At 56.3% G+C, this 19,644-nt stretch carries 20 protein-coding genes and 1 pseudogene; 12 read left to right on the forward strand and 9 right to left on the reverse strand.

Features of this window, described 5'->3' with window-relative positions; translation table 11 throughout:
* Positions 1-310 precede the first annotated feature (310 nt).
* Positions 311-1,246: a LysR family transcriptional regulator gene (locus GHO03_RS09855; RefSeq protein ID WP_095000176.1), complete on the forward strand. Its 936-nt coding sequence runs from the start codon at positions 311-313 to the stop codon at positions 1,244-1,246.
* On the opposite strand, the gene surE is transcribed toward GHO03_RS09855, so the two are convergent.
* Both surE and hemB read right to left on the reverse strand, forming a co-directional pair.
* Positions 1,243-2,019 (reverse strand): 5'/3'-nucleotidase SurE, encoded by a 777-nt coding sequence (surE, locus tag GHO03_RS09860; RefSeq protein WP_095000175.1) that lies wholly within the window; start codon positions 2,017-2,019, stop codon positions 1,243-1,245. The two genes, GHO03_RS09855 and surE, sit on opposite strands and share 4 nt — an antisense overlap.
* An 88-nt stretch (positions 2,020-2,107) precedes the next feature.
* Positions 2,108-3,082 carry a porphobilinogen synthase gene (hemB, locus tag GHO03_RS09865; protein WP_095000174.1) on the reverse strand — a complete coding sequence of 325 codons (975 nt, stop codon included), beginning with the start codon at positions 3,080-3,082 and terminating at the stop codon, positions 2,108-2,110.
* 250 nt (positions 3,083-3,332) lie between these two features.
* On the opposite strand from hemB, the gene GHO03_RS09870 reads away from it, so the two are divergent.
* The 4 genes from GHO03_RS09870 to GHO03_RS09885 all read left to right on the forward strand — a co-directional run bounded on the left by GHO03_RS09870 (position 3,333) and on the right by GHO03_RS09885 (position 7,293).
* Positions 3,333-3,629 (forward strand): helix-turn-helix transcriptional regulator, encoded by a 297-nt coding sequence (locus GHO03_RS09870; protein ID WP_019822791.1) that lies wholly within the window; start codon positions 3,333-3,335, stop codon positions 3,627-3,629.
* 54 nt (positions 3,630-3,683) lie between these two features.
* Positions 3,684-4,694, forward strand: coding sequence for an NAD(P)-dependent alcohol dehydrogenase (locus GHO03_RS09875; RefSeq protein WP_153399719.1), 1,011 nt, complete (start codon positions 3,684-3,686; stop codon positions 4,692-4,694).
* A gap of 80 nt (positions 4,695-4,774) precedes the next feature.
* Positions 4,775-5,248: a YbaK/EbsC family protein gene (locus tag GHO03_RS09880; protein ID WP_095000172.1), complete on the forward strand. Its 474-nt coding sequence runs from the start codon at positions 4,775-4,777 to the stop codon at positions 5,246-5,248.
* Positions 5,249-5,421: 173 nt separating this feature from the next.
* On the forward strand, positions 5,422-7,293 hold the full coding sequence (locus tag GHO03_RS09885) for a DUF3857 domain-containing transglutaminase family protein (RefSeq protein ID WP_153380291.1): 1,872 nt from the start codon (positions 5,422-5,424) through the stop codon (positions 7,291-7,293).
* 61 nt (positions 7,294-7,354) lie between these two features.
* Here the strand turns inward: GHO03_RS09885 and pgm are convergent, their stop codons facing one another.
* Positions 7,355-8,995, reverse strand: coding sequence for a phosphoglucomutase (alpha-D-glucose-1,6-bisphosphate-dependent) (gene pgm, locus GHO03_RS09890; RefSeq protein WP_153399721.1), 1,641 nt, complete (start codon positions 8,993-8,995; stop codon positions 7,355-7,357).
* Between the two features lie 197 nt (positions 8,996-9,192).
* Between pgm and eco the strand changes: the two genes are divergently transcribed.
* Positions 9,193-9,675: a serine protease inhibitor ecotin gene (eco, locus tag GHO03_RS09895; RefSeq protein WP_095000169.1), complete on the forward strand. Its 483-nt coding sequence runs from the start codon at positions 9,193-9,195 to the stop codon at positions 9,673-9,675.
* 114 nt (positions 9,676-9,789) lie between these two features.
* Here eco and GHO03_RS09900 read toward each other — a convergent pair whose 3' ends face one another.
* The 6 genes from GHO03_RS09900 to GHO03_RS09925 all read right to left on the reverse strand — a co-directional run bounded on the left by GHO03_RS09900 (position 9,790) and on the right by GHO03_RS09925 (position 13,948).
* Positions 9,790-10,887 carry a PQQ-dependent sugar dehydrogenase gene (locus GHO03_RS09900; protein ID WP_372241726.1) on the reverse strand — a complete coding sequence of 366 codons (1,098 nt, stop codon included), beginning with the start codon at positions 10,885-10,887 and terminating at the stop codon, positions 9,790-9,792.
* Positions 10,888-10,956: 69 nt separating this feature from the next.
* Positions 10,957-11,310: a hypothetical protein gene (locus GHO03_RS09905; RefSeq protein WP_153399725.1), complete on the reverse strand. Its 354-nt coding sequence runs from the start codon at positions 11,308-11,310 to the stop codon at positions 10,957-10,959.
* A gap of 81 nt (positions 11,311-11,391) precedes the next feature.
* Positions 11,392-11,850 carry a hypothetical protein gene (locus GHO03_RS09910; RefSeq protein WP_232527584.1) on the reverse strand — a complete coding sequence of 153 codons (459 nt, stop codon included), beginning with the start codon at positions 11,848-11,850 and terminating at the stop codon, positions 11,392-11,394.
* A 246-nt stretch (positions 11,851-12,096) separates the two neighbouring features.
* Positions 12,097-12,411: an acid-activated periplasmic chaperone HdeA gene (gene hdeA, locus GHO03_RS09915; protein ID WP_095000165.1), complete on the reverse strand. Its 315-nt coding sequence runs from the start codon at positions 12,409-12,411 to the stop codon at positions 12,097-12,099.
* A gap of 78 nt (positions 12,412-12,489) precedes the next feature.
* On the reverse strand, positions 12,490-13,530 hold the full coding sequence (locus tag GHO03_RS09920) for a zinc-dependent alcohol dehydrogenase family protein (protein WP_153399727.1): 1,041 nt from the start codon (positions 13,528-13,530) through the stop codon (positions 12,490-12,492).
* A 142-nt stretch (positions 13,531-13,672) separates the two neighbouring features.
* Positions 13,673-13,948, reverse strand: coding sequence for a DUF2798 domain-containing protein (locus GHO03_RS09925; protein ID WP_095000163.1), 276 nt, complete (start codon positions 13,946-13,948; stop codon positions 13,673-13,675).
* 126 nt (positions 13,949-14,074) lie between these two features.
* Here GHO03_RS09925 and GHO03_RS09930 point away from each other — a divergent pair, with 126 nt between their 5' ends.
* The 6 genes and pseudogenes from GHO03_RS09930 to GHO03_RS09945 all read left to right on the forward strand — a co-directional run bounded on the left by GHO03_RS09930 (position 14,075) and on the right by GHO03_RS09945 (position 19,644).
* Positions 14,075-15,046 carry a LysR family transcriptional regulator gene (locus GHO03_RS09930; RefSeq protein ID WP_095000162.1) on the forward strand — a complete coding sequence of 324 codons (972 nt, stop codon included), beginning with the start codon at positions 14,075-14,077 and terminating at the stop codon, positions 15,044-15,046.
* A gap of 178 nt (positions 15,047-15,224) precedes the next feature.
* The gene (locus tag GHO03_RS25130) at positions 15,225-15,392 is read left to right on the forward strand and encodes a hypothetical protein (RefSeq protein ID WP_169916325.1); all 168 of its coding nucleotides are present in this window, start codon (positions 15,225-15,227) and stop codon (positions 15,390-15,392) included.
* A gap of 470 nt (positions 15,393-15,862) precedes the next feature.
* A pseudogene (locus GHO03_RS25535) lies at positions 15,863-16,081 on the forward strand (hypothetical protein); the annotation flags it as partial.
* 20 nt (positions 16,082-16,101) lie between these two features.
* A complete protein-coding gene (locus GHO03_RS09935) occupies positions 16,102-17,688 on the forward strand; it encodes an ABC-F family ATPase (RefSeq protein WP_153380299.1) in 1,587 nt (528 codons plus the stop codon).
* 231 nt (positions 17,689-17,919) lie between these two features.
* Positions 17,920-19,107 carry an MFS transporter gene (locus tag GHO03_RS09940; RefSeq protein ID WP_095000161.1) on the forward strand — a complete coding sequence of 396 codons (1,188 nt, stop codon included), beginning with the start codon at positions 17,920-17,922 and terminating at the stop codon, positions 19,105-19,107.
* Positions 19,108-19,254: 147 nt separating this feature from the next.
* Positions 19,255-19,644, forward strand: a complete 390-nt coding sequence (locus GHO03_RS09945; protein ID WP_095000160.1) for a tail fiber domain-containing protein — start codon at positions 19,255-19,257, stop codon at positions 19,642-19,644.

A 19,644-nucleotide genomic window follows, 5' to 3' on the forward strand; every position in this document is an offset into this window, starting at 1 on the left:
CGCTGGTTGCTCATGGCACCTCCTAATGGGCCTCATTTTAAGGCTTGGAGATGTCTACGAAACTAGGGGCGATTCATCAAGCACATAGAACAACAAAAGCAAGTAATTAGAAAATGATATCCAACATCTTTATTAAAAATAGGATGCACCCTAGTTTCTAATGAGAATTGCCTCACAAAAAATAAAGGCAAAATAACAATGTGTCTGTGCCGTTTTCATCGAATCTCCACGCCAGAACGGCACAGCTTCCTGGACTGTGTAATTATTGCCGCCACAAGAAAGCACGCTTACGTGTGGGGTAATAATCAGAATGGATATTTTTCAGGCGATGCGGGTGTTTGTCCGCGTAGTCGAAACCGGCAGCTTTACCGCTGCGGCGCAGGCTCTGGGTTATTCAACGGCGCAAACCTCACGGTTGCTGTCAGAGCTTGAGTCCTCGCTGCAAGCACGGTTGCTGCAGCGCAGCACACGGCGCCTGGCCTTGACCGAAGTGGGTGCGCGTTACCTGGAACGCTGCCGGTTGATACTGGGCGAGATTGAAGATGCAAATGCTGAAGCAGCGGGGGCGCACTTGATCCCCCGTGGCCATTTGCGTGTGCAATCAACTACAGGCCTGGGGATCCAGCTACTGGCACCGCTGGTAGCCCGTTACACGGAGCTGTATCCGCAAGTCCATGTCGATCTCACACTGTCACAACGCCAGCCCGATCTGCTTGAGGAGGGCCATGATCTGGTGATTACCCTGTCGGCCCACCTGCCGGACTCGGAATTGATCGGCCAACCGCTGGGCAGCATCTTCAGTGTCATCAGTGCTGCGCCTTCCTACCTCGAGGGTCGGAACATCCCGAAGGTTCCTGAGGATCTGCACCAACACCGCTGCCTGCATCTGGTTGACCCATTGTTTACCGACAGCTGGACCTTTCGTGATGATGAGGGCGAGCAAGTCATCCGCCCTGGTAACGTATTTCAGGTCAACGTGGCCGAGGCCATGGCGAAGGCCGCCGAGGCCGGGCTTGGAATCTGCCTGCTGCCTGATTATGTGGCGGTGGGTTCTTACCAGCGCGGCTCACTGGTGCGCCTGCTGCCGCATTATCGGCTGCATGAAAAAAACATCTATGCACTCTACCCTTCCCGGCGATTTCTGGATGCCAAGGTCAAGACCTGGGTCGAGTTTTTGAAAGAAGAGATACCCAAAGTGCTTGAAAGACACCAGGCCATCGTCGATGACCCGGCGCATTGGGCTTAGACGACTTGAACCGCCGTGCGCAGATGCTCGCGCAAGGCGATGGCGGTGCGATCAAACTCCAGTGGTGTCACTGAAATACCACCCTGGGTGACCACGCGGGTTTCGGTATCCAGCGCTTCCGGGTGCTGGTGGCGAGTGATGCTGAGCCAGTAATACTTGGCTTCGCGAAAGTCGGTACGCTCGATGGCTTCCACCCCGTCCATGCGACCGGCGCCCTGGCGGGTGATCTGGATCGGGCCGGCCTCATCGGCAGGCACGTCAGGGAAGTTGATGTTCAGGCACGCCGACTGCTCCCAGCCCTTGCCCAATAGTTGCCGGATAACACCAGGAGCCAGTGCACGGGCCGTTTCCCAGCGTACCGAGCTGCGGCGGGTAAAGTACTGGCTCAAGGCGATGGATGGAACGCCCATCAACAAGCCCGTCATGGCAGCACCCACGGTTCCTGAAAACAGGGTTTCAACCCCAAGGTTGGCACCTTTGTTGATGCCGGAGAGCAACAGCTGCGGGGGTTTATCCAACAACTGCTGCAAGGCCATCGCGACACAGTCTGCCGGTGTTCCTGAAACCGAAAAACGCCGCTCGCCACGTTTTGTGACGCGCAAGGGGTGGTGAATACTGATTGCCGTGGATATACCGCTCTGGTCATGGTCAGGCGCCACGACCCACACTTCGTCCGCCAACTCACGGGCCACCGCTTCCAGCACTGCAAGGCCTGGTGCGTCGATCCCGTCGTCGTTGGTGATCAAGATTCGTTCGAGTCGAGCGTCTGGCATGAGGGGGCTCCTTGTGTGGGATGAAGCAGCTGCAAGCTATCAGATAAAACTAGCTTGATGCTTGCAGCTTGCAGCTTGCAACTATCCCTTAAATTCCCTGCAGGGCCAGATCCATCGCGAAATAAGTCAGGATCATGTCGGCACCGGCACGCTTGATCGACCCAAGGCTCTCGCGAACGACGCGGGCCTCGTCGATGGCCCCGGCCTGGGCGCCAAACTTGATCATCGCGTATTCGCCGCTCACCTGGTAAGCCGCCAATGGCAGATGCGAGGCCTGGCGGATATCGCGAATAATGTCCAGATAGGCACCGGCAGGCTTGACCATCAGCACATCTGCGCCTTCCTGCTCGTCCAGCAATGACTCACGGATTGCTTCACGGCGATTCATCGGGTTCATCTGATAAGACTTGCGGTCGCCCTTGAGCGCGCTGCCCCCAGCTTCACGGAACGGGCCATAGAGGGCCGAGGCAAACTTGGTGGAGTACGCCATGATCGAGGTGTCGGTAAACCCTGCACCGTCCAGGGCGCTGCGGATGGCCTGCACCTGGCCGTCCATGGCCGCTGATGGCGAGATAAAGTCGGCACCGGCCGCTGCGGCGGCAACTGCCTGCTTGCCCAGGTTGATCAGGGTCGCGTCATTGTCGACGCCGTGGTCATGCATCACGCCGCAATGGCCGTGGGAGGTGTATTCACAAAAGCAGGTGTCGCTCATCACCACCATGTCCGGCGCGGCATCCTTGCTGATACGCACCATGCGCGACACCAGGCCATCTTCACGCATGGCATCGCTGCCGGTTGCGTCCAGATGATGGGACACACCGAACAGCATCACCGACTTGATACCCGCACGGGCGTAACGCTCGATTTCACCGGCCAGTTTTGACTCGGGAATACGCATCACACCGGGCATGCTGGTGATCGGCACAAAATCGTCGATCTCTTCTTCGACAAAAATCGGCAGCACCAGATCATTCAGGCTGAATTCGGTTTCCTGAAACATGTCGCGAAGGGTCTGGGAGCGGCGCAGGCGGCGCGGACGTACAGCGGGGAACTGGTTAGGCATCATGGTTCCTGATGGGCAGATTCAAAAAACAGACGAGCCTTGGCTCAATGGCGCAACAAATACAGGATTGATCCTGCAATTGCAAAACATCCGCCCGGCCTGCGGCCGGTGGTCGCGGGGTGTTTCTTGTGGGAAATGCCGGGGCTGACAGCTACACCTCATTGCCTGTATCGCGAGCGAGCCCGCGCACAGGCCAGGGCAATCGGTCATATGCTTGAACATTTCGTTAAAAAGCGTAACATTGCCGACCATGATACTCGAACAGCTCAAAGCCCTGGGCAATGACACTCGCATGCAAATGATGGAGTGGCTCAAAGACCCGCTCAGCAATTTCCCGCCTCAGGATCACGGTGATCCTGCCATCGGCGTGTGCGTGACCCATCTGCAGCACAAGGCCGGATTGTCGCCCTCTACTGCTTCGGCGCATTTGGCTATCTTGCAGCGCGCCGGCTTCGTCCTGACCACCCGCATCGGCAAGTGGACCTACTACCGACGCAATGAACAGGCGATCGATGACTTTGCGGCTAGGCTGAAAATCGAGTTGTAATTTTTAATTATACGTTTCGTTATTTCGCGCAATGTAAAAATATGAGGAAGCCCCATGAGCACCAAAGCAATTTTCGTCCAACCTGGCGGCGGTTATGACAATGTAGTGGTTGGCAGCAGTGAAGCGCGCGCCCCCGGGAACGGCGAAATCACTGTACGTTTGCACGCCAACTCACTGAACTACCATGATTTTGCTGTCGTAAGCGGCATGTGGGGTCCGAGCGAAAATCGCATCCCCATGGCCGATGGCGCTGGCGAAGTAATTGCCGTTGGCGCCGATGTCAGCGAATTCAAGGTGGGAGATTCGGTGGTCAGCACCTTCTTCCCGGACTGGATCGACGGCACCCCTCTGGTGGAAGGTTTTGTTACCGTACCCGGTGATGGCATCGACGGTTATGCCCGCGAGCAGGTAACCGCCAAAGCCACGTCCTTCACCCTGGCACCCACCCGCTGGAGCCATGCCGAAGCGTCAACCCTGACTACAGCCGGCCTGACCGCATGGCGCGCATTGATGGCCGACGATTCGCTCAAGCCGGGCGACACGGTATTGGTGCAAGGCACCGGCGGTGTTTCGATTTTCGCCCTGCAGTTCGCCAAGATGGCCGGTGCAACGGTCATTGCCACCTCCTCCAGCGATGAAAAACTGGAGCGCCTCAAAGCGCTGGGCGCAGACCACGTGATCAACTACCGCAAGGACACCCACTGGGGTGAAACCGCCCTGGCCCTCACCGGCGGGCGCGGTGTTGACCACATTATTGAAGTCGGCGGCCCTGCGACACTTGAACAGTCGATGATTGCCATCCGTGTGGGCGGGCATATCTCGATCATCGGCATCCTCAGCGGCGTTAGCGGCGCAATGAACTTTGTCCCGATACTGGTCAAGCAAGCCCGCCTGCAAGGCGTGCTGGTCGGTAGCCGCAGCCAGCAGCAAGACATGATTCGCGCCATCAATGCCAACGGCATGCGCCCTGTAATAGATCGCCACTTCCCCCTGACGGACATTGTCGAGGCTTTCAAGTACCAGGAAACCAACCAGCATTTCGGCAAGATCATTCTGGACATCTAACCGCGACATCGCCGATGGCGCATTGACAGTGCGTCATCGGCTTCTCTAGATTCAGGCTTTTGCCCAGAGAGCCGAGTCTGATGAGCCTTGAATCCGTACGCGCATTTTTTCACGCCAACGCCCCTGACCTGCACATCATCGAATTGGCCACCAGCACCGCGACGGTCGCTCTGGCGGCCGAGGCCCATGGGGTGGAACCTGGTCAAATCGCCAAAACCCTGGCCTTTCGCGTCGGCGAACGCAACGTTCTGCTGGTGGCCCGCGGCGATGCACGTATCGATAACAAAAAAATCAAGGATGCCCTGGGCAGCAAAGCCAAAATGCTCGATGCCGAAACCGTCGTTGCCTTGACCAGCCATCCGGTGGGGGGTGTTTGCCCATTCGGCTTGGCCACCGATCTTGCCGTGTACTGCGATATTTCCCTGCAAAGCTTTAGCGAAGTCATGCCTGCAGCCGGGGCCACGCATACGGCGGTGAAAATTTGCCCGACACGCATGGCGGATCTGGTTAACGCGCAATGGGTCGATGTGTGTCAGCCCCTACCTGCCGCCTGAATTCCAGGAAAAGGCTCTGGAACGGGCATCTGCGCGAGGTTGATTGTCTGACAATGTAGAAAATACAGTTGCGATCGATTATCATCCGCTGTTCGCGCAGCATCCTGCAACCGTCTATCAACATAACTAAAACGTCGCAGGGTGCTGTTTCAAGGGAACGACCTGAGGCGCTCATGCACCGCTTTACTTTCAGCAAATCATTGATTTGCGCAACACTGGGGATCGTCAGCCTGCCGTCTTACGCGGCATTGCAACCGGCGTCAGAGGCTGCTCTGGCTGGCGAAACAGCAAAAAACTGCCATTTCAACAAAGACACCAGCACCGACTGCACTACCACGTACCGCTATACCATCCTGACCAACAATGGCCGCGAGATGCTGTCGCGCATCGACTTCAGCTTCCCCGAAACGGATCGGCTGGAGATCATTGACGCCCAGTCGACACAACCCGGTGGCAAACCGGTCGCGCTGGCCCCCTCGCAAATCGATACGCGCATGGCCCCCAACCCCGACCAGGGTTTTCAGCGAGCGCGGCAAACATCGATCGCTTTCCCCAACCTGCGCATCGGCACCCGTATCATGTACACCGTGCGTGAGCATACGGTGGCGAAACCGCTGATGGAGCACTTCCACTACCCGATGATGTTCGGCCCTGCCCCCGTGCGCTCGGATGCCTTCAAAAGCACGTTCACCGCTGAGCAGCCGATGGTCTGGCGCAGTGAGTTGATGGAGGACTTTACCTTCAACCCCTCTTCCGACAACAAGACCCTGGTGATCGAGCAGCAAAAACCGCGCTTCGTGAACTACATCAACGAAGCCGGCAACGCCTATATCCGCCAGATGCCACGGGTTGAAATCGCCAGTTCCAGCCAGGTGCAGGATCACTTCGGCAACCTCGCCGCGCGGTATCAGCAAATCCTCGGCGCCAGCCTGCCTGCGGGCGCCGCCAAGGTTGTTTCGGGCCTCAAGGGTTTGCCTGCCGCCGGGCGAGTGTCAGGCGTGATGCAGTACATCCACGAGCAATACCGTTATATGGGTGACTGGCGCGCCACAGATCGTGGCTATGTACCCTTTACCTTAAAGGAGATCGAAGAGCGCGGTTACGGCGATTGCAAAGACCTGTCCGTATTGCTGACTGCCATGTTGAAGGCCAGCGACATAACCGCGCAAACCGCCTGGGTCAGCCGTGGCAGCAACCCGCTTGGCCTGTTGCTGCCTGGCACAGGCGCAGCCAATCACGCCATCGTCAAGGCTCAAGTCAACGGCCAGGTCTGGTGGCTGGACCCTACCAACCCGGTGTTTATGCCGGGGCGCAGCATGCCCGATATCCAGAATCGCTGGGCACTGGTCATCGATGCCGAAGGCAAGGTGTACCAGGACCATATTCCGGAAGAACAGCCGAGCCTGAGCATGGGCGTGAAGAAGTTCGAACACTTCAATCGTGATGGCCAGGCCCGCACCACGGCTGAAGTACAGATGGGGCAAATGACGCTGATGCAGCTCAGCTACGCCGACACAGACTCCGGGGTCAGTGCCACCGACCTGAACCTGTGCAACCATTTCGGCAAGGAAATCGGCGACTGCAAGATCAGTCGCGAGAAAACCGGCTTTGTCGTACCCGAGCGATACAAGGTGCAGGCCACGCTGACCAACCTTCGGCCACTGGAAAACCTCTCCGGGCAGCAGGTATACAAACCCGCCTTTGCGAGCGAGCGCTGGGACAGCCTGATGAACTATCGCCGCACCGGTCAGCTGGCGGATTTGTACATGGCCGATCCGGAGACAGTCACCTACGACATCACCCTGTCAGGGGCCGAGGTTGGCAAGGAGATCAAGACCTGCAAGGTGAACTCGCCGTGGTTTGATATGGAGCTGAGCAGCAAGCGCAGCAAAGAGGAGTACCGTTACCTGTACTCCATGACGCAAAAGCACAGCTGGTTGAGCCATGACGAAATCATGAGCGCGCCATTCGAAGCAATGCTCCAGCAAGCCCGTGCCTGCAACGAAAACATGCAGCAAGTGGTGCAACTGGTCACCCGCAGCTGAGTGCTTTGCGCTGAGCCACAAAAAAGCCCGACCCCATTGCGGGGTCGGGCTTTTTATTGGCTTAGGCGATGGCGGTATCGACCAGTACCTGCGCTTCCTCAACCAGACGGCTGAGGTGCTCGTCGCCGATAAAGCTCTCGGCGTAGATCTTGTAGATATCTTCAGTGCCCGAAGGGCGTGCAGCAAACCAGCCGTTTTCAGTCATGACCTTGAGCCCGCCGATGGCCTGATTGTTGCCCGGTGCATGGCTGAGGATTTGAGTGATCGGCTCACCTGCCAGCGTGGTCGACTTGACCTGCCCGGGCGACAGCTTGCCCAACAGCGCTTTTTGCTGCGGGGTGGCCTTGGCATCGACACGGGTGGAGAACGGCTGGCCCAGCTCTTCGGTCATTTTCTGGTACAGCTGAGAAGGGTCGCGACCGGTACGCGCCGTCATTTCAGCAGCCAGCAACGACGGAATCAGGCCGTCCTTGTCGGTCGACCAGACGCTGCCGTCCAGACGCAGGAACGAGGCGCCGGCGCTTTCTTCGCCGCCAAACCCCAGCGAGCCTTCAAACAGACCATCGGCAAACCACTTGAAGCCTACCGGCACTTCATACAGGCGACGATCCAGACGCGCGGCTACCCGGTCAATCAGGCCGCTGCTAACCACGGTTTTGCCCACGGCGGCATCGGCGCGCCATTGCGGCCGGTTGCGGAACAGGTAGTCGATGGACACAGCCAGGTAGTTGTTCGGGGCCAAAAGACCGCCCGATGGCGTAACAATGCCGTGACGGTCGTGATCCGGATCACAGGCAAACGCCACGTCGAAGCGTTCTTTCAGGCCGATCAGGCCCTGCATGGCGTAGCTGGAAGACGGGTCCATGCGGATCCGGCCATCCCAGTCCACGCACATAAAGCGGAACGTCGGGTCGACCGAGGTGTTCACCACGTCCAGATCAAGGCCGTAGTGTTCGCCGATCGCCGACCAGTAGCGCACACCTGCGCCACCCAGCGGATCTACGCCCAGGCGCAGATTGGCGCCGCGCAGGGTGTCCATGTCGATCACGTTTTTCAGATCGGCAACATAGGTATTCAAGTAATCATGACGATGGGTAGTGCTGGCTTTAAGGGCCTGCTCGTAGCTTATGCGCTTGACCCCGGCCAGCAGGGCCGCGAGCAGTTCATTGGCCTTGGCTTCAATCCACTTGGTGACATCGGTATCAGCCGGGCCGCCATTGGGCGGGTTGTACTTGAAACCGCCGCTTTCTGGCGGGTTGTGTGAAGGCGTAATCACCACGCCATCAGCCAGCCCGCTGGTGCGGCCACGGTTGTAGCAAATGATTGCGTGGGAAATCGCTGGCGTCGGGGTGTATTCGTCGTCAGCGGCTATCATGGTTTCGACGCCATTGGCGGCAAATACTTCCAGAGCACTGGCGCCGGCAGGGGTAGACAGCGCATGGGTGTCGATACCGACAAACAGCGGCCCGTTGATTCCCTTCATTTGACGATACAGGCAAATGGCCTGGCTGATAGCAAGTACATGCCACTCATTGAAGCTCAGTTCAAATGAACTGCCGCGGTGCCCTGAAGTACCAAAGGCGACACGCTGGGTCGTGATGGCTGCATCGGGTTGACCGGTGTAATAAGCGGTCACCAGTCGCGGAATATCGACCAGCAACTGAGCCGGGGCCGGCTTGCCCGCAAGAGGACTGAGTGTCATGCAAAACCTCGGTAAATTAATGATTCGCAGGAAAAAAAGCAGTTTACTGGCTGTTCGACCCTGGTGCGAAGTAATCTATCCGTACCCGGTGGCCGAACGGGCACTTTAATCGACTGTTAGTTGTCTGAAGTTGATCCCGGGCAGGTTGTTTAATTCAACTGTAGGTATATTTTTAGCTCTGAAATAAGGAAAGCACCATGAAATCACTGGTGATCAGCGCAGCCGTATTACTGTCTTTGAGTACGCTGTGCAGCGTGGCCAACGCCGCCAAACTGGAAGATGTCGCTCCCTATCCAAAAGCCGAAGCAGGCTTTAGCCGTCAGGTCATTCATTTGCCCAAGCAAAAGAATGAAGACGACTACAAGGTACAGATCATCGCGGGCAAGACCCTGCAGGTTGACTGCAACCAGCAGCGTCTTGGCGGTAAGCTGGAAGAAAAAACCCTCAAGGGTTGGGGCTACCCGATGTATCGCCTGAACAAGGTCAGCGGGCCCATGAGCACAATGATGGCTTGCCCTGAAGGCAAGGCGCATCCCGAGTTTGTGCCGGTGGTCGGTGAAGGCTTTATGCTGCGTTACAACAGCAAACTGCCGATCGTGGTGTATGTGCCCAAGGATATTGAAGTGCGCTACCGTATCTGGTCGGCCTCCAAGCAGATCAAGCAGGCTGTGAGCGAGTAAGCGCTTTTATTTTTCATTGTGAGAGCTGGCTTGCCTGCGATGCAGACGACGCGGCTGAACGGTCAGACCGCGTTGATGCCATCGCGGGCAAGCCCGCTCCCACATTGATGAGTGTTATTGCAACCCCACGCGATACAGCATGCCGTCATCCTCATCGGTCAATACATATAAATAGCCATCAGGGCCTTGGCGCACATCGCGGATACGGGCATTGAGATCGCCGAGCATGCGCTCTTCATGCACCACCTTGTCACCGCTCAGTTGCAGGCGTATCAGGCCCTTGTCTGCCAGGGCGCCAATAAACAGACTGTGCTGCCAGGGTTTGAAGCGATCTGAATCATAAAAAGCCATGCCGCTGATACCCGGGGATTTTTCCCATATGTGGTGCGGAACCACAGTGCCTTCGACGATTTTGCCCTGAGCTTCCGGAATCGGCTTGGAAGGGTAGTCAATCCCGTGGGTTGCCAGCGGCCAACCGTAGTTTTTACCGCGCTCGATCAGGTTGATTTCGTCGCCCCCCTTTGGCCCGTGTTCGTGGGTCCACAGGGTCCCGGTCCAGGGATTCAGCGCCGCGCCTTGCTGATTGCGATGGCCGTATGACCAGATTTCCGGCCTTACCCCCTGCTGCCCTGTGAAAGGGTTGTCCTTGGGCACACGCCCGTCAGGGTAAATGCGCGCAATCTTGCCTTGCAGCTTGTCCAGATCCTGTGAGGTCGGACGCTGGTTGTTTTCCCCAAGGGCGATAAACAAGTAGCCATCGCGATCGAACACCAGCCGTGAGCCGAAGTGGTTACCGGTAGAGAGCTTCGGCTGCTGGCGAAAGATCACTTCAAAGTTGCTCAATCGGGTCAAATCATCCGACAAGCGCCCACGCCCCACCGTGGTACCGGCCTTGCCGTCTGCACCACCTTCGGCGTACGACAGATACACCAACCGGTCTTCACCGAAGCTGGGCGACAACACCACATCGAGCAGGCCACCCTGCCCCTTGGCCCACACTTGCGGCACACCTGAAAGCGGTGCGGACAATTTACCGTCAGGGCTCAAAACTCGCAGATTGCCCGCCCGCTCGGTAATCAGCATGCCTTGCCTGTCGGGCAAAAAGGCCAGTGCCCAGGGATGATCGAGCCCTTCGACCACCGGCGTGACGGTAACGGCCCCGGACTCGGAAACAAACGTATTCTGCCCATCGGCATGGGCCGTGAACGCCATACCGAGCAGCGAAGTGGCACACATTGTGGCCAGCAGGGTTTTTCTCAACATCAACTATTCCTTGTTCGTTTAAGGTTTGTCCCGCGGCTGCAATGAGGGTGCGGTCGGCTTGATTGTCGGTGGCACTGGCGGGTTACGCGGGTAACCATTGCCTATTTTGCCGTTATCAATGCCCTGGGGTTGCACCGCAGGCGCAATACCCTGGCCACTTGCCCCCGGCACGGAAGCACCGGTGCCCTGACGGCTGTTGGGGTTGATACGGCGGATGGGGTTGTTAACAGGCGGGGTGTTGGTGATCGGGGTGTTTTGCGCCAGCTGCTGATACTGAGCCGGCAAAGGTTCTGAAAGGGGTTGCGCCTGTAGCTGGGTGGCGAGTACACCCCCCAGCAGCAGGAATGCAAAACTGGTTCTGAACGTGTTCATCACGCCCTCCGTTTTTGATCGACCTTGAACCTTTGAGGGCCCTGCGCGTAACAGGTTCGATTGCAAGGTGTACAAAACGTGTCAGCTATCGGTTTCAGGGCCGATCACAATCACCGTCGAGTCTCTGGCTTGCGCCAGCAATGCCTCGCGGCAAACCTGATAACAATCTTCGATATGGCCATTGCCCACCAGTTTCATCACACCAAAACTGATGGTTGCCGCCACGGCCTGCCCCACAAAAGGGACAAAGCGAACCACGGATTTGGTCGCCACTTTGGTGCCCATCTTGCGGACCAGGGACATGACCAGCGTACGGCTGATGAATTTGCCGATCACTTCACTGCCAATACCACTGACAGCCACCACGATCAGACGCTTGGAACGTGAGTCCATCTGTTCGATCTGATGTGGGGTAAGGCCGAACTTGCTGTTGATGGCCGGCAGCATTTCAACCAGCAACGCGACATCCGTACCGATATCAAGCCCCGGGATGGGGATCGCAGCCGCACCTGCCGAGACGGCCGAGCGCTTGGTGACCATGGAACGGCACTCGTCACGAATACGGTCAAGCTCAGCTAATGACTTGATTAACATAGGGTTCCCCGACAGATAGAGATAAAAAAAGCCTAGTCTACTACGCCCTTTTGACCAGTAAGGCAGGCCTGTCTTTATGTAGAGGGGTTACAGCGCAGGAAATTCACAACGGCGAGGAGGTTATTGGCCACATACGGGCCAGGATTGCACCGCAGAGGCCTGTACTCGCGTGAAGTACAGGCCGGGTTTGGGTTAAACGTCTTTTTTGACTTTTGCCCACTCAGCCTTGAGCTTGGAGACGAAGGATTCTTTAGGGGTTTCCTTGCAGGCCGTCACCACCAAAGGAGTGATTTTGGCGATACCGTCTACATCCAGCACCGCATCTTCAACTTTGCCCTGTTTGTTGATGGCTTCGCCCAGGCCAACGGCGGTCGGCTGGAAGCTCTCATCCACGGCCAGGAAATCCGCGCACGTCCATTTTGCGACGGGTTGTTTGGTTTCAGCTTGTGCAAGTGTGGAAAGTGCCGCCAAACCCACAACGCCAACTAACAAAATGTGCTTTTTCATATGCCAATATCCCTATTATCAACGATTAAGTAACATTAGTTCTGCCGCAAACAACATAGTAGTGGATGGTGTATCTGTCTATTGTTGCGACAGAATCACCTTCATTGCCTTCTCCTTGGCTGCGTTCCCGAACACCTCGTAAGCCTGGAGGATGTCTGTGAGCGCAAAGCGGTGCGTAATCAGCTTGCCCGCATCGATTTTTCCGGACTGCACGGTTTTCAGGAGCAGAGGGGTGGTATTGGTATTGACCAGCCCGGTTGAAATTGTGACGTTCTGGATCCACAATTTTTCAAAGTGCAACTCGACACTTTTGCCATGTACGCCCACGTTGGCGATGCTGCCGCCCGGGGCTATCACTGATTGGCAGGTGTCAAACGAGGCAGGAATACCCACCGCTTCAATCGCAACATCCACCCCGACGCCATGGGTCAGCTCAAAAATACGTTCAACCGCGTTTTGCGTATTGATATCGATGATATCCGTGGCCCCAAAACGCTTGGCGACCTCAAGCCGGTTTGTATCACCATCCACCATGATCAATTGGGCCGGCGAGTAAAATTGCGCGGTCAACAGCGCTGCCATACCAACCGGCCCTGCCCCCACGATCACTACACTGTCGCCGGGCTTGACCTTGCCCGCGAGCACGCCAATTTCAAAACCGGTGGGCAAGATGTCACTGAGCATCACCAGAGCTTCTTCATCAGCCCCGGCGGGAACTGGGTACAGACTGTTATCTGCGTGGGGAATGCGTACTTTTTCGGCCTGGGTTCCGTTAATCAAGTGCCCCAGAATCCAGCCTCCATCCGCACAGTGGGAATACATCTGACGTCGACAATTGGCGCAGCTGCCACACGAGGTGATGCAGGATATCAATACATGATCGCCGGGCTTGAAATTGCGCACGGCCGAGCCGACCGCTTCAACCACCCCCACACCTTCATGCCCCAAAACCGTGCCGCGGGTCACTTCGGGAACATCGCCTTTGAGAATGTGCAGATCGGTGCCACAAATGGTGGTGTGCAGGATGCGCACAATGGCATCGGTCGGCTTGTCGATGACCGGATCGGGGATCTCGGCCCAGGCTTTTTCGCCGGGCCCCTGGTAGGTGAGCGCTTTCATGATGGCCTTCCTTTACCTGATCAAAAATCATCCGTGGCTGCCACTCAGGTCCCCCTGTCTGGCAGCCGCCAAAATCACTGATGCAGTTAAGCAGCCTTTTTCTGCTGTGCCCTTGCCACAGGTCACAAAAAGGGTTTTCGGACTAACGGTGCGGGTGCACGGTAAATGACACCAGTTTCACTACAATGGGCCGCACCACCAGGATGCACAGGAACGCAACCGGCATTGCCAGCTGATAAGCATGAAGCGCATTGCTCAGGTAATCTTCCTCAATGCCGGAGTTGGCTGCGGTGATTACCAAGGACATCAGAAAGGCCATGATCGTCGACATGTAGAAAGCAAAGACATAAGGCGTAGCCCGCGCGGAGAGCTTCATGCGCTTCGACGAAAGTACGGCGCTGGATGTTTTGGAGGTCATAAAAGGCCTTTTTTGAGCATGTAATAAAGAGATGACGCACCTTAGCAAGATCAAAAACGGTCAACTAGACGTTCTAGGACACTTACTTTATAAAGAAAATCTTACGAATAACCTGTAGAGCCCCTCATGAATCTGCTCGCGGCGATTGCCAGCTTTATTAAAGTGGTCGAAACGGGGTCCATCGTGGGCGCGGCAAAAAATCTGGGGCTCAGTGCCGCCGCCGTCAGCCAGACCATCAACCGCCTGGAGGAGCACCTTGGCGCTCGGTTGCTGCACCGCACCACGCGCAGTATGGCGCTGACAGAAAGCGGTGCGTTGTACTACGCAAGAGTCAGACGCGTCGCTGCAGACCTTGAGTCTGCACAAATGGCCATCAGCGCTGGCGAGACAGAACTGCAAGGGCGTTTGTGCATTGCATCGACCTCCGCGTTCGGCCGCCATGTACTGGCTCCCTTGATTGCCGGTTTTGCGGCACGCCACCCGCGCCTGCGCCTTGAACTGTGCACCACTGACGGCAAAATAAACCATATCCAGGACGGTATTGACCTGAGCCTGCGGATCAAGCCGCAGCTGGAAGAAGGCATTGTTGCGCGAAAGATCGCTTCAGTACCTTTTGTGGTGTGCGCCTCCCCTGCCTATCTGGAGCGGGCCGGTATCCCACGCAGCCCTGAAGATCTTCAGAGGCATGCCTGCCTGGCCTTTCGCTATCCGCTTGACGGGCGCTTGTTGCGCTGGGGGTTTTTCCGCGAGGGGGAGCATTACTATGTAGCGCTGAACTTCACGGCTATCAGTGACGATATCGACGCACTGACCCAAATGGCCATTTACGGTGCCGGGATTGCCCGCCTGGCAGAGTTCGTGGCTGCCCCCCATGTCGATTCAGGCCGGCTGATTGCACTGCTCAAACACAGTCACGACTCGAGCCAGTCCTGCGTCGAGCCACTGGATATTTATGCCTGCGTACAGGATCGCTCTGCCCTGACGGCCAAGGTCAAAGCGTTCATGGATTATTTGACGGAGAACCTGGACAAGAGATGGCTTAGTGCTACTACCCCAATAACAACCGCCAACTTGCACTCACTTTCAGCTGCGCACTAAAAAAGTGCAAAACTCGTTTAGATGACCATCTAAATTTAATACATTCGAAACAATTTAGTGCAGCTAAAACTTGAGCATGGCGACATTCCTTGCCAGAAAAACACCCTCATACGGAGTAGTCCATTTATCCAAAAGTGCTGATACACTCAAAATATAAAATCTTTCAAGGATGAATAAGATGAGTACTGTAACTAAGCGCGGCTGGAAATGGGCTTATCGCAAGATGCGCGACCTGCACTGCACGCGGCCTTCGGCCTTCTACCGAGCGACCTTGTACGTACTGCGCGGCGATACGGGGACCTTTATGTGTGAACTCACCCGTAAAAAAATCCGCATCAGCCGCTGATGCTGCCCACTTTATAAACTTGCAGCATTGCTTACTAACACTGCAATTCAGGGCATGGCTTTTAAATTGTTCACCCCTACAAATCAAAGGCATTGATTGTCTCTTTGAATGATTGACCTCTGCACGAACTTCGCCCGACTACCGGGGCTTGCAGTTCCAAGGTGTGCATAAAGCACCCTATGAGTGACGCTGCCCACCATGATTGAATATGGGCCTTTCGCAAGATGCGCCGCTCATTCACATCGGCTTTCTACAGGGCAACCCTGTAGGCCATACGCGGAAATACCGGCAGATTTGCCTGCAAAAAAACCCTATGCAAATTCGTATTTGCCGCTGACGGCTTCTCATAGCCTCCATTAAAAGCAGGCTTCTCACGGGCCAGGCGAAATCCTTGGGCCGCTTGCGCTTCAAAGAGAGGTACCTGTCATACCAAACCAGGGTTTTGTGCAGTCAGCCAGCAAACACACTGAATCAGATGCCCGGTGCCATACAACTGTAGCCATACCTATGAGACAATACGCTCAATGTCCGGTTTGAATCCCGCCTTCATTTCCCAGCAGCTTGGCCATAGCGTCCAAATGTTGCTGTCAACGTATGCGCATTGGTTCGACTCAAGCTCAGATTGGAGCGAGCTGGAAAAGCTCCAAATTGGTCCCATATGGGTACCGGCTGAAACCAGCGAACTCTAAGCTATTGATAGGTAAAGTAATTGATCTCCACAGCAAATATCACGATGCAGTTCGGCGCAAAGCCGCTATTCGAGAACGTTTCAGTAAAATTTGGCGCCGGTAACCGCTACGGCCTGATCGGTGCCAACGGTTGCGGCAAGTCCACCTTCATGAAGATCCTCGGTGATGACCTTGAGCCGTCCGGCGGCCAGGTCATGCTGGAGCCGAACGTGCGTCTGGGTAAATTGCGCCAGGACCAGTTCGCCTACGAAGAATTCACCGTGATCGATACCGTGATCATGGGTCACGAAGAGCTGTGGAAGGTCAAGGCCGAGCGCGATCGCATTTATTCGCTGCCGGAAATGACTGAAGAAGACGGCATGGCCGTAGCCGAACTCGAAACCGAGTTCGCTGAAATGGACGGTTACACCGCCGAATCCCGTGCCGGCGAGCTGTTGCTGGGCCTGGGTATCGGTATCGAGCAGCATTTCGGCCCGATGAGCGAAGTGTCGCCAGGCTGGAAACTGCGCGTATTGCTGGCTCAGGCACTGTTCTCCGATCCTGAAGTAATGCTGCTCGACGAACCCACCAACCACCTGGATATCAACACCATCCGCTGGCTGGAAAACATTCTGACCCAGCGCAACAGCCTGATGATCATCATCTCCCACGACCGTCACTTCCTGAACAGCGTGTGCACCCACATGGCTGACCTGGACTACGGCGAGTTGCGTCTGTTCCCGGGCAACTATGACGAGTACATGACCGTCGCGACCCAGTCGCGCGAGCAACTGCTGTCGGAAAACGCCAAGAAGAAAGCGCAGATCAACGAACTGCAAGCGTTCGTCAGCCGCTTCTCGGCCAACGCCTCGAAATCCAAGCAGGCCAGCTCCCGCGCCAAGGCAATCGACAAGATCACCCTGGCCGAGGTCAAGCCTTCGAGCCGTGTCAGCCCGTTCATTCGCTTCGAGCAGAACAAGAAGCTGCACCGTCAGGCTGTGATTGTCGAGCAAATGGCCAAAGGCTTTGATGGCAAGACTCTGTTCAAGGACTTCAGCTTCACCGTTGAAGCCGGCGAGCGCGTTGCGATCATTGGCCCGAACGGTATTGGCAAAACCACCCTGCTGCGCACCCTGGTCAACGAACTGACCCCGGATGCCGGTACGGTGAAGTGGACTGAAGCCGCCGAACTGGGCTACTACGCCCAGGATCACGCTCACGATTTCGAAGACGACATGACCCTGTTCGACTGGATGGGCCAATGGACCCAGGGCGAACAAATGGTGCGCGGTACTTTGGGCCGCATGCTGTTTTCCAACGATGACATCCTCAAGTCGGTCAAGGTTATTTCCGGTGGTGAGCAAGGGCGCATGCTGTTCGGCAAGTTGATCCTGCAAAAGGCCAACGTGCTGGTCATGGACGAACCGACCAACCACTTGGACATGGAATCCATCGAGGCGCTGAACCTGGCACTCGAGAACTACCCGGGCACCCTGGTATTCGTCAGCCATGACCGTGAGTTCGTATCCTCCCTGGCCACTCGTATTATCGAGCTGAGCCCAAGCGGCGTGATCGACTTCAGCGGCACCTACGATGACTACCTGCGCAGCCAGGGCGTTACGTTCTGATTCAGGCACTGCCTGATCAGCTATAACGAAAACCCCGTCCTGGTGATGGGGTTTTTCGTTTCTGGCCTTTAGCCACTCGCGTGAGGCCTGATACAGCGCAGCGCCTTTATCGCGAGCAAGCCCGCTCCCACAGGCTGTGTGCGTGGGCCAATATTACCGTTAGCCTGCTTTCTTTTATCCCGGGGCCGCGCCATCATGTCGGTTACCGATCGCCAGCCGGACTCCCCGCTAATGCCCGCGCAACACCCTTCCCCTGCAAGCTCCCTGTCGATCACCCTGCAGATCCTGTCGATCGTGTTCTACACCTTTATTGCCTTTATCTGTATTGGCTTGCCGATAGCCGTTTTGCCGAGCTATGTGCATGACCAACTGGGCTTCAGTGCGATCGTCGCAGGGCTGGCCATTGCGTCGCAGTATCTGGCCACCCTGCTGAGCCGCCCCTCAGCCGGGCGACTGGTCGACAGCATCGGCACCAAGCCCGCCATCGTGTATGGCTTGACCGGCATCGCCATCAGCGGCGTGCTCACGTCCCTGGCCGTAGCGCTGCAAGACTGGCCACTGTTGAGCCTGGGCGTTTTGATTGTCGGCCGGGTATTTCTCGGCATTGCCCAGGGCCTGATCGGTGTCGGCACCATCACCTGGGGCATTGCCCAGGTGGGATCTCAACATACCGCCAGAGCTATCGGCTGGAATGGCATTGCGTCCTATGGCGCGATCGCCATTGGCGCGCCTCTGGGCGTGGTGATGGTCGACCGGCTGGGCTTTGCCATGCTGGGTGTAACCCTGTTGCTGCTGGCGCTGGCAGCCTTGGGGCTGATTCGCAAAAAACCGGCAATCCCGGCGGTCGCTGGCGTGCGCCTGCCCTTTTGGTCAGTGTTTGGCCTGATTGCTCCCTATGGCATCAGCCTGACCCTGGCCTCTATTGGCTATGGCACGCTGACCACCTTTATCACCCTGTTTTATATTGACCAGGGCTGGGACGGGGCTGCGTATTGCCTGTCAGTATTTGGTGTGTGTTTTATCCTGGGCCGCCTGATCTTTACCAACAGCATCAGCCGCTTTGGTGGCTACAACGTGGCGATTGCCTGCATGAGCATCGAAACGCTGGGGCTGGTCATGCTGTGGCTGGCACCCAGCACCGCATTTGCCCTGGCAGGGGCAGGGTTGACCGGCTTTGGCTTGTCCCTGGTGTACCCGGCCCTGGGTGTCGAAGCGGTCAAGCAAGTGCCTGTTTCCAGCCGCGGCGCCGGGTTAAGTGCCTATGCCGTGTTTTTTGACCTGGCACTGGCCATCGCGGGGCCGATCATGGGGGTTATTGCGCTGAACATGGGGTACCCGTGGATATTCTTCAGTGCAGCGGTGATGTGCATTCTGGGATTACTGTTGAGCGTTTGGTTGTCAAACCGAAAAACGCGTTAAAACTTCTTCTGACATGGCGAACTGATTACGCTCAGTAATAATCGGAAAAAGTTAAATCGTTTAGCCATCATTGTGCGAAGAGCACTTAGGGATATTATTTTCTGCGCTGTAATACCAATTATTTTGGATAACACTGCAGAGTATCATATGAAAAAGTATCTAACGATAATGGCAGTACCTTTTTTGTTCATGGGCCTGCAAGCAACAGCCCACGCGGAGTCCAAAGATTTTTATGACTTCCCGCCGGGATGGCCGTGCTGCCCGTTCAGTGATGCGAACCTTAAAACCAATATTCAGCCAATGAAAAATGCCACTGACACGTTACTGCAAATTCAGGGCGTAACTTTCGACTGGAAGGACGGTGGCCGTAAAGATATCGGCGTTCTTGCCCAAAACGTACAAAAAGTTTATCCGCAGTTGGTGCGCGAGGATAACAATCAGTTACGCGTCGACTACGAGAAACTTGTCGCCCCCCTGATCGAATCAGTGCGCGAAATGGATGCGCGTATCAAACAACTTGAAGCCGCGCAAAAATAG

Source organism: Pseudomonas sp. FSL R10-1339 (assembly GCF_009600545.1).
In the GTDB taxonomy this organism is placed as follows: Bacteria; Pseudomonadota; Gammaproteobacteria; order Pseudomonadales; family Pseudomonadaceae; genus Aquipseudomonas; species Aquipseudomonas bubulae.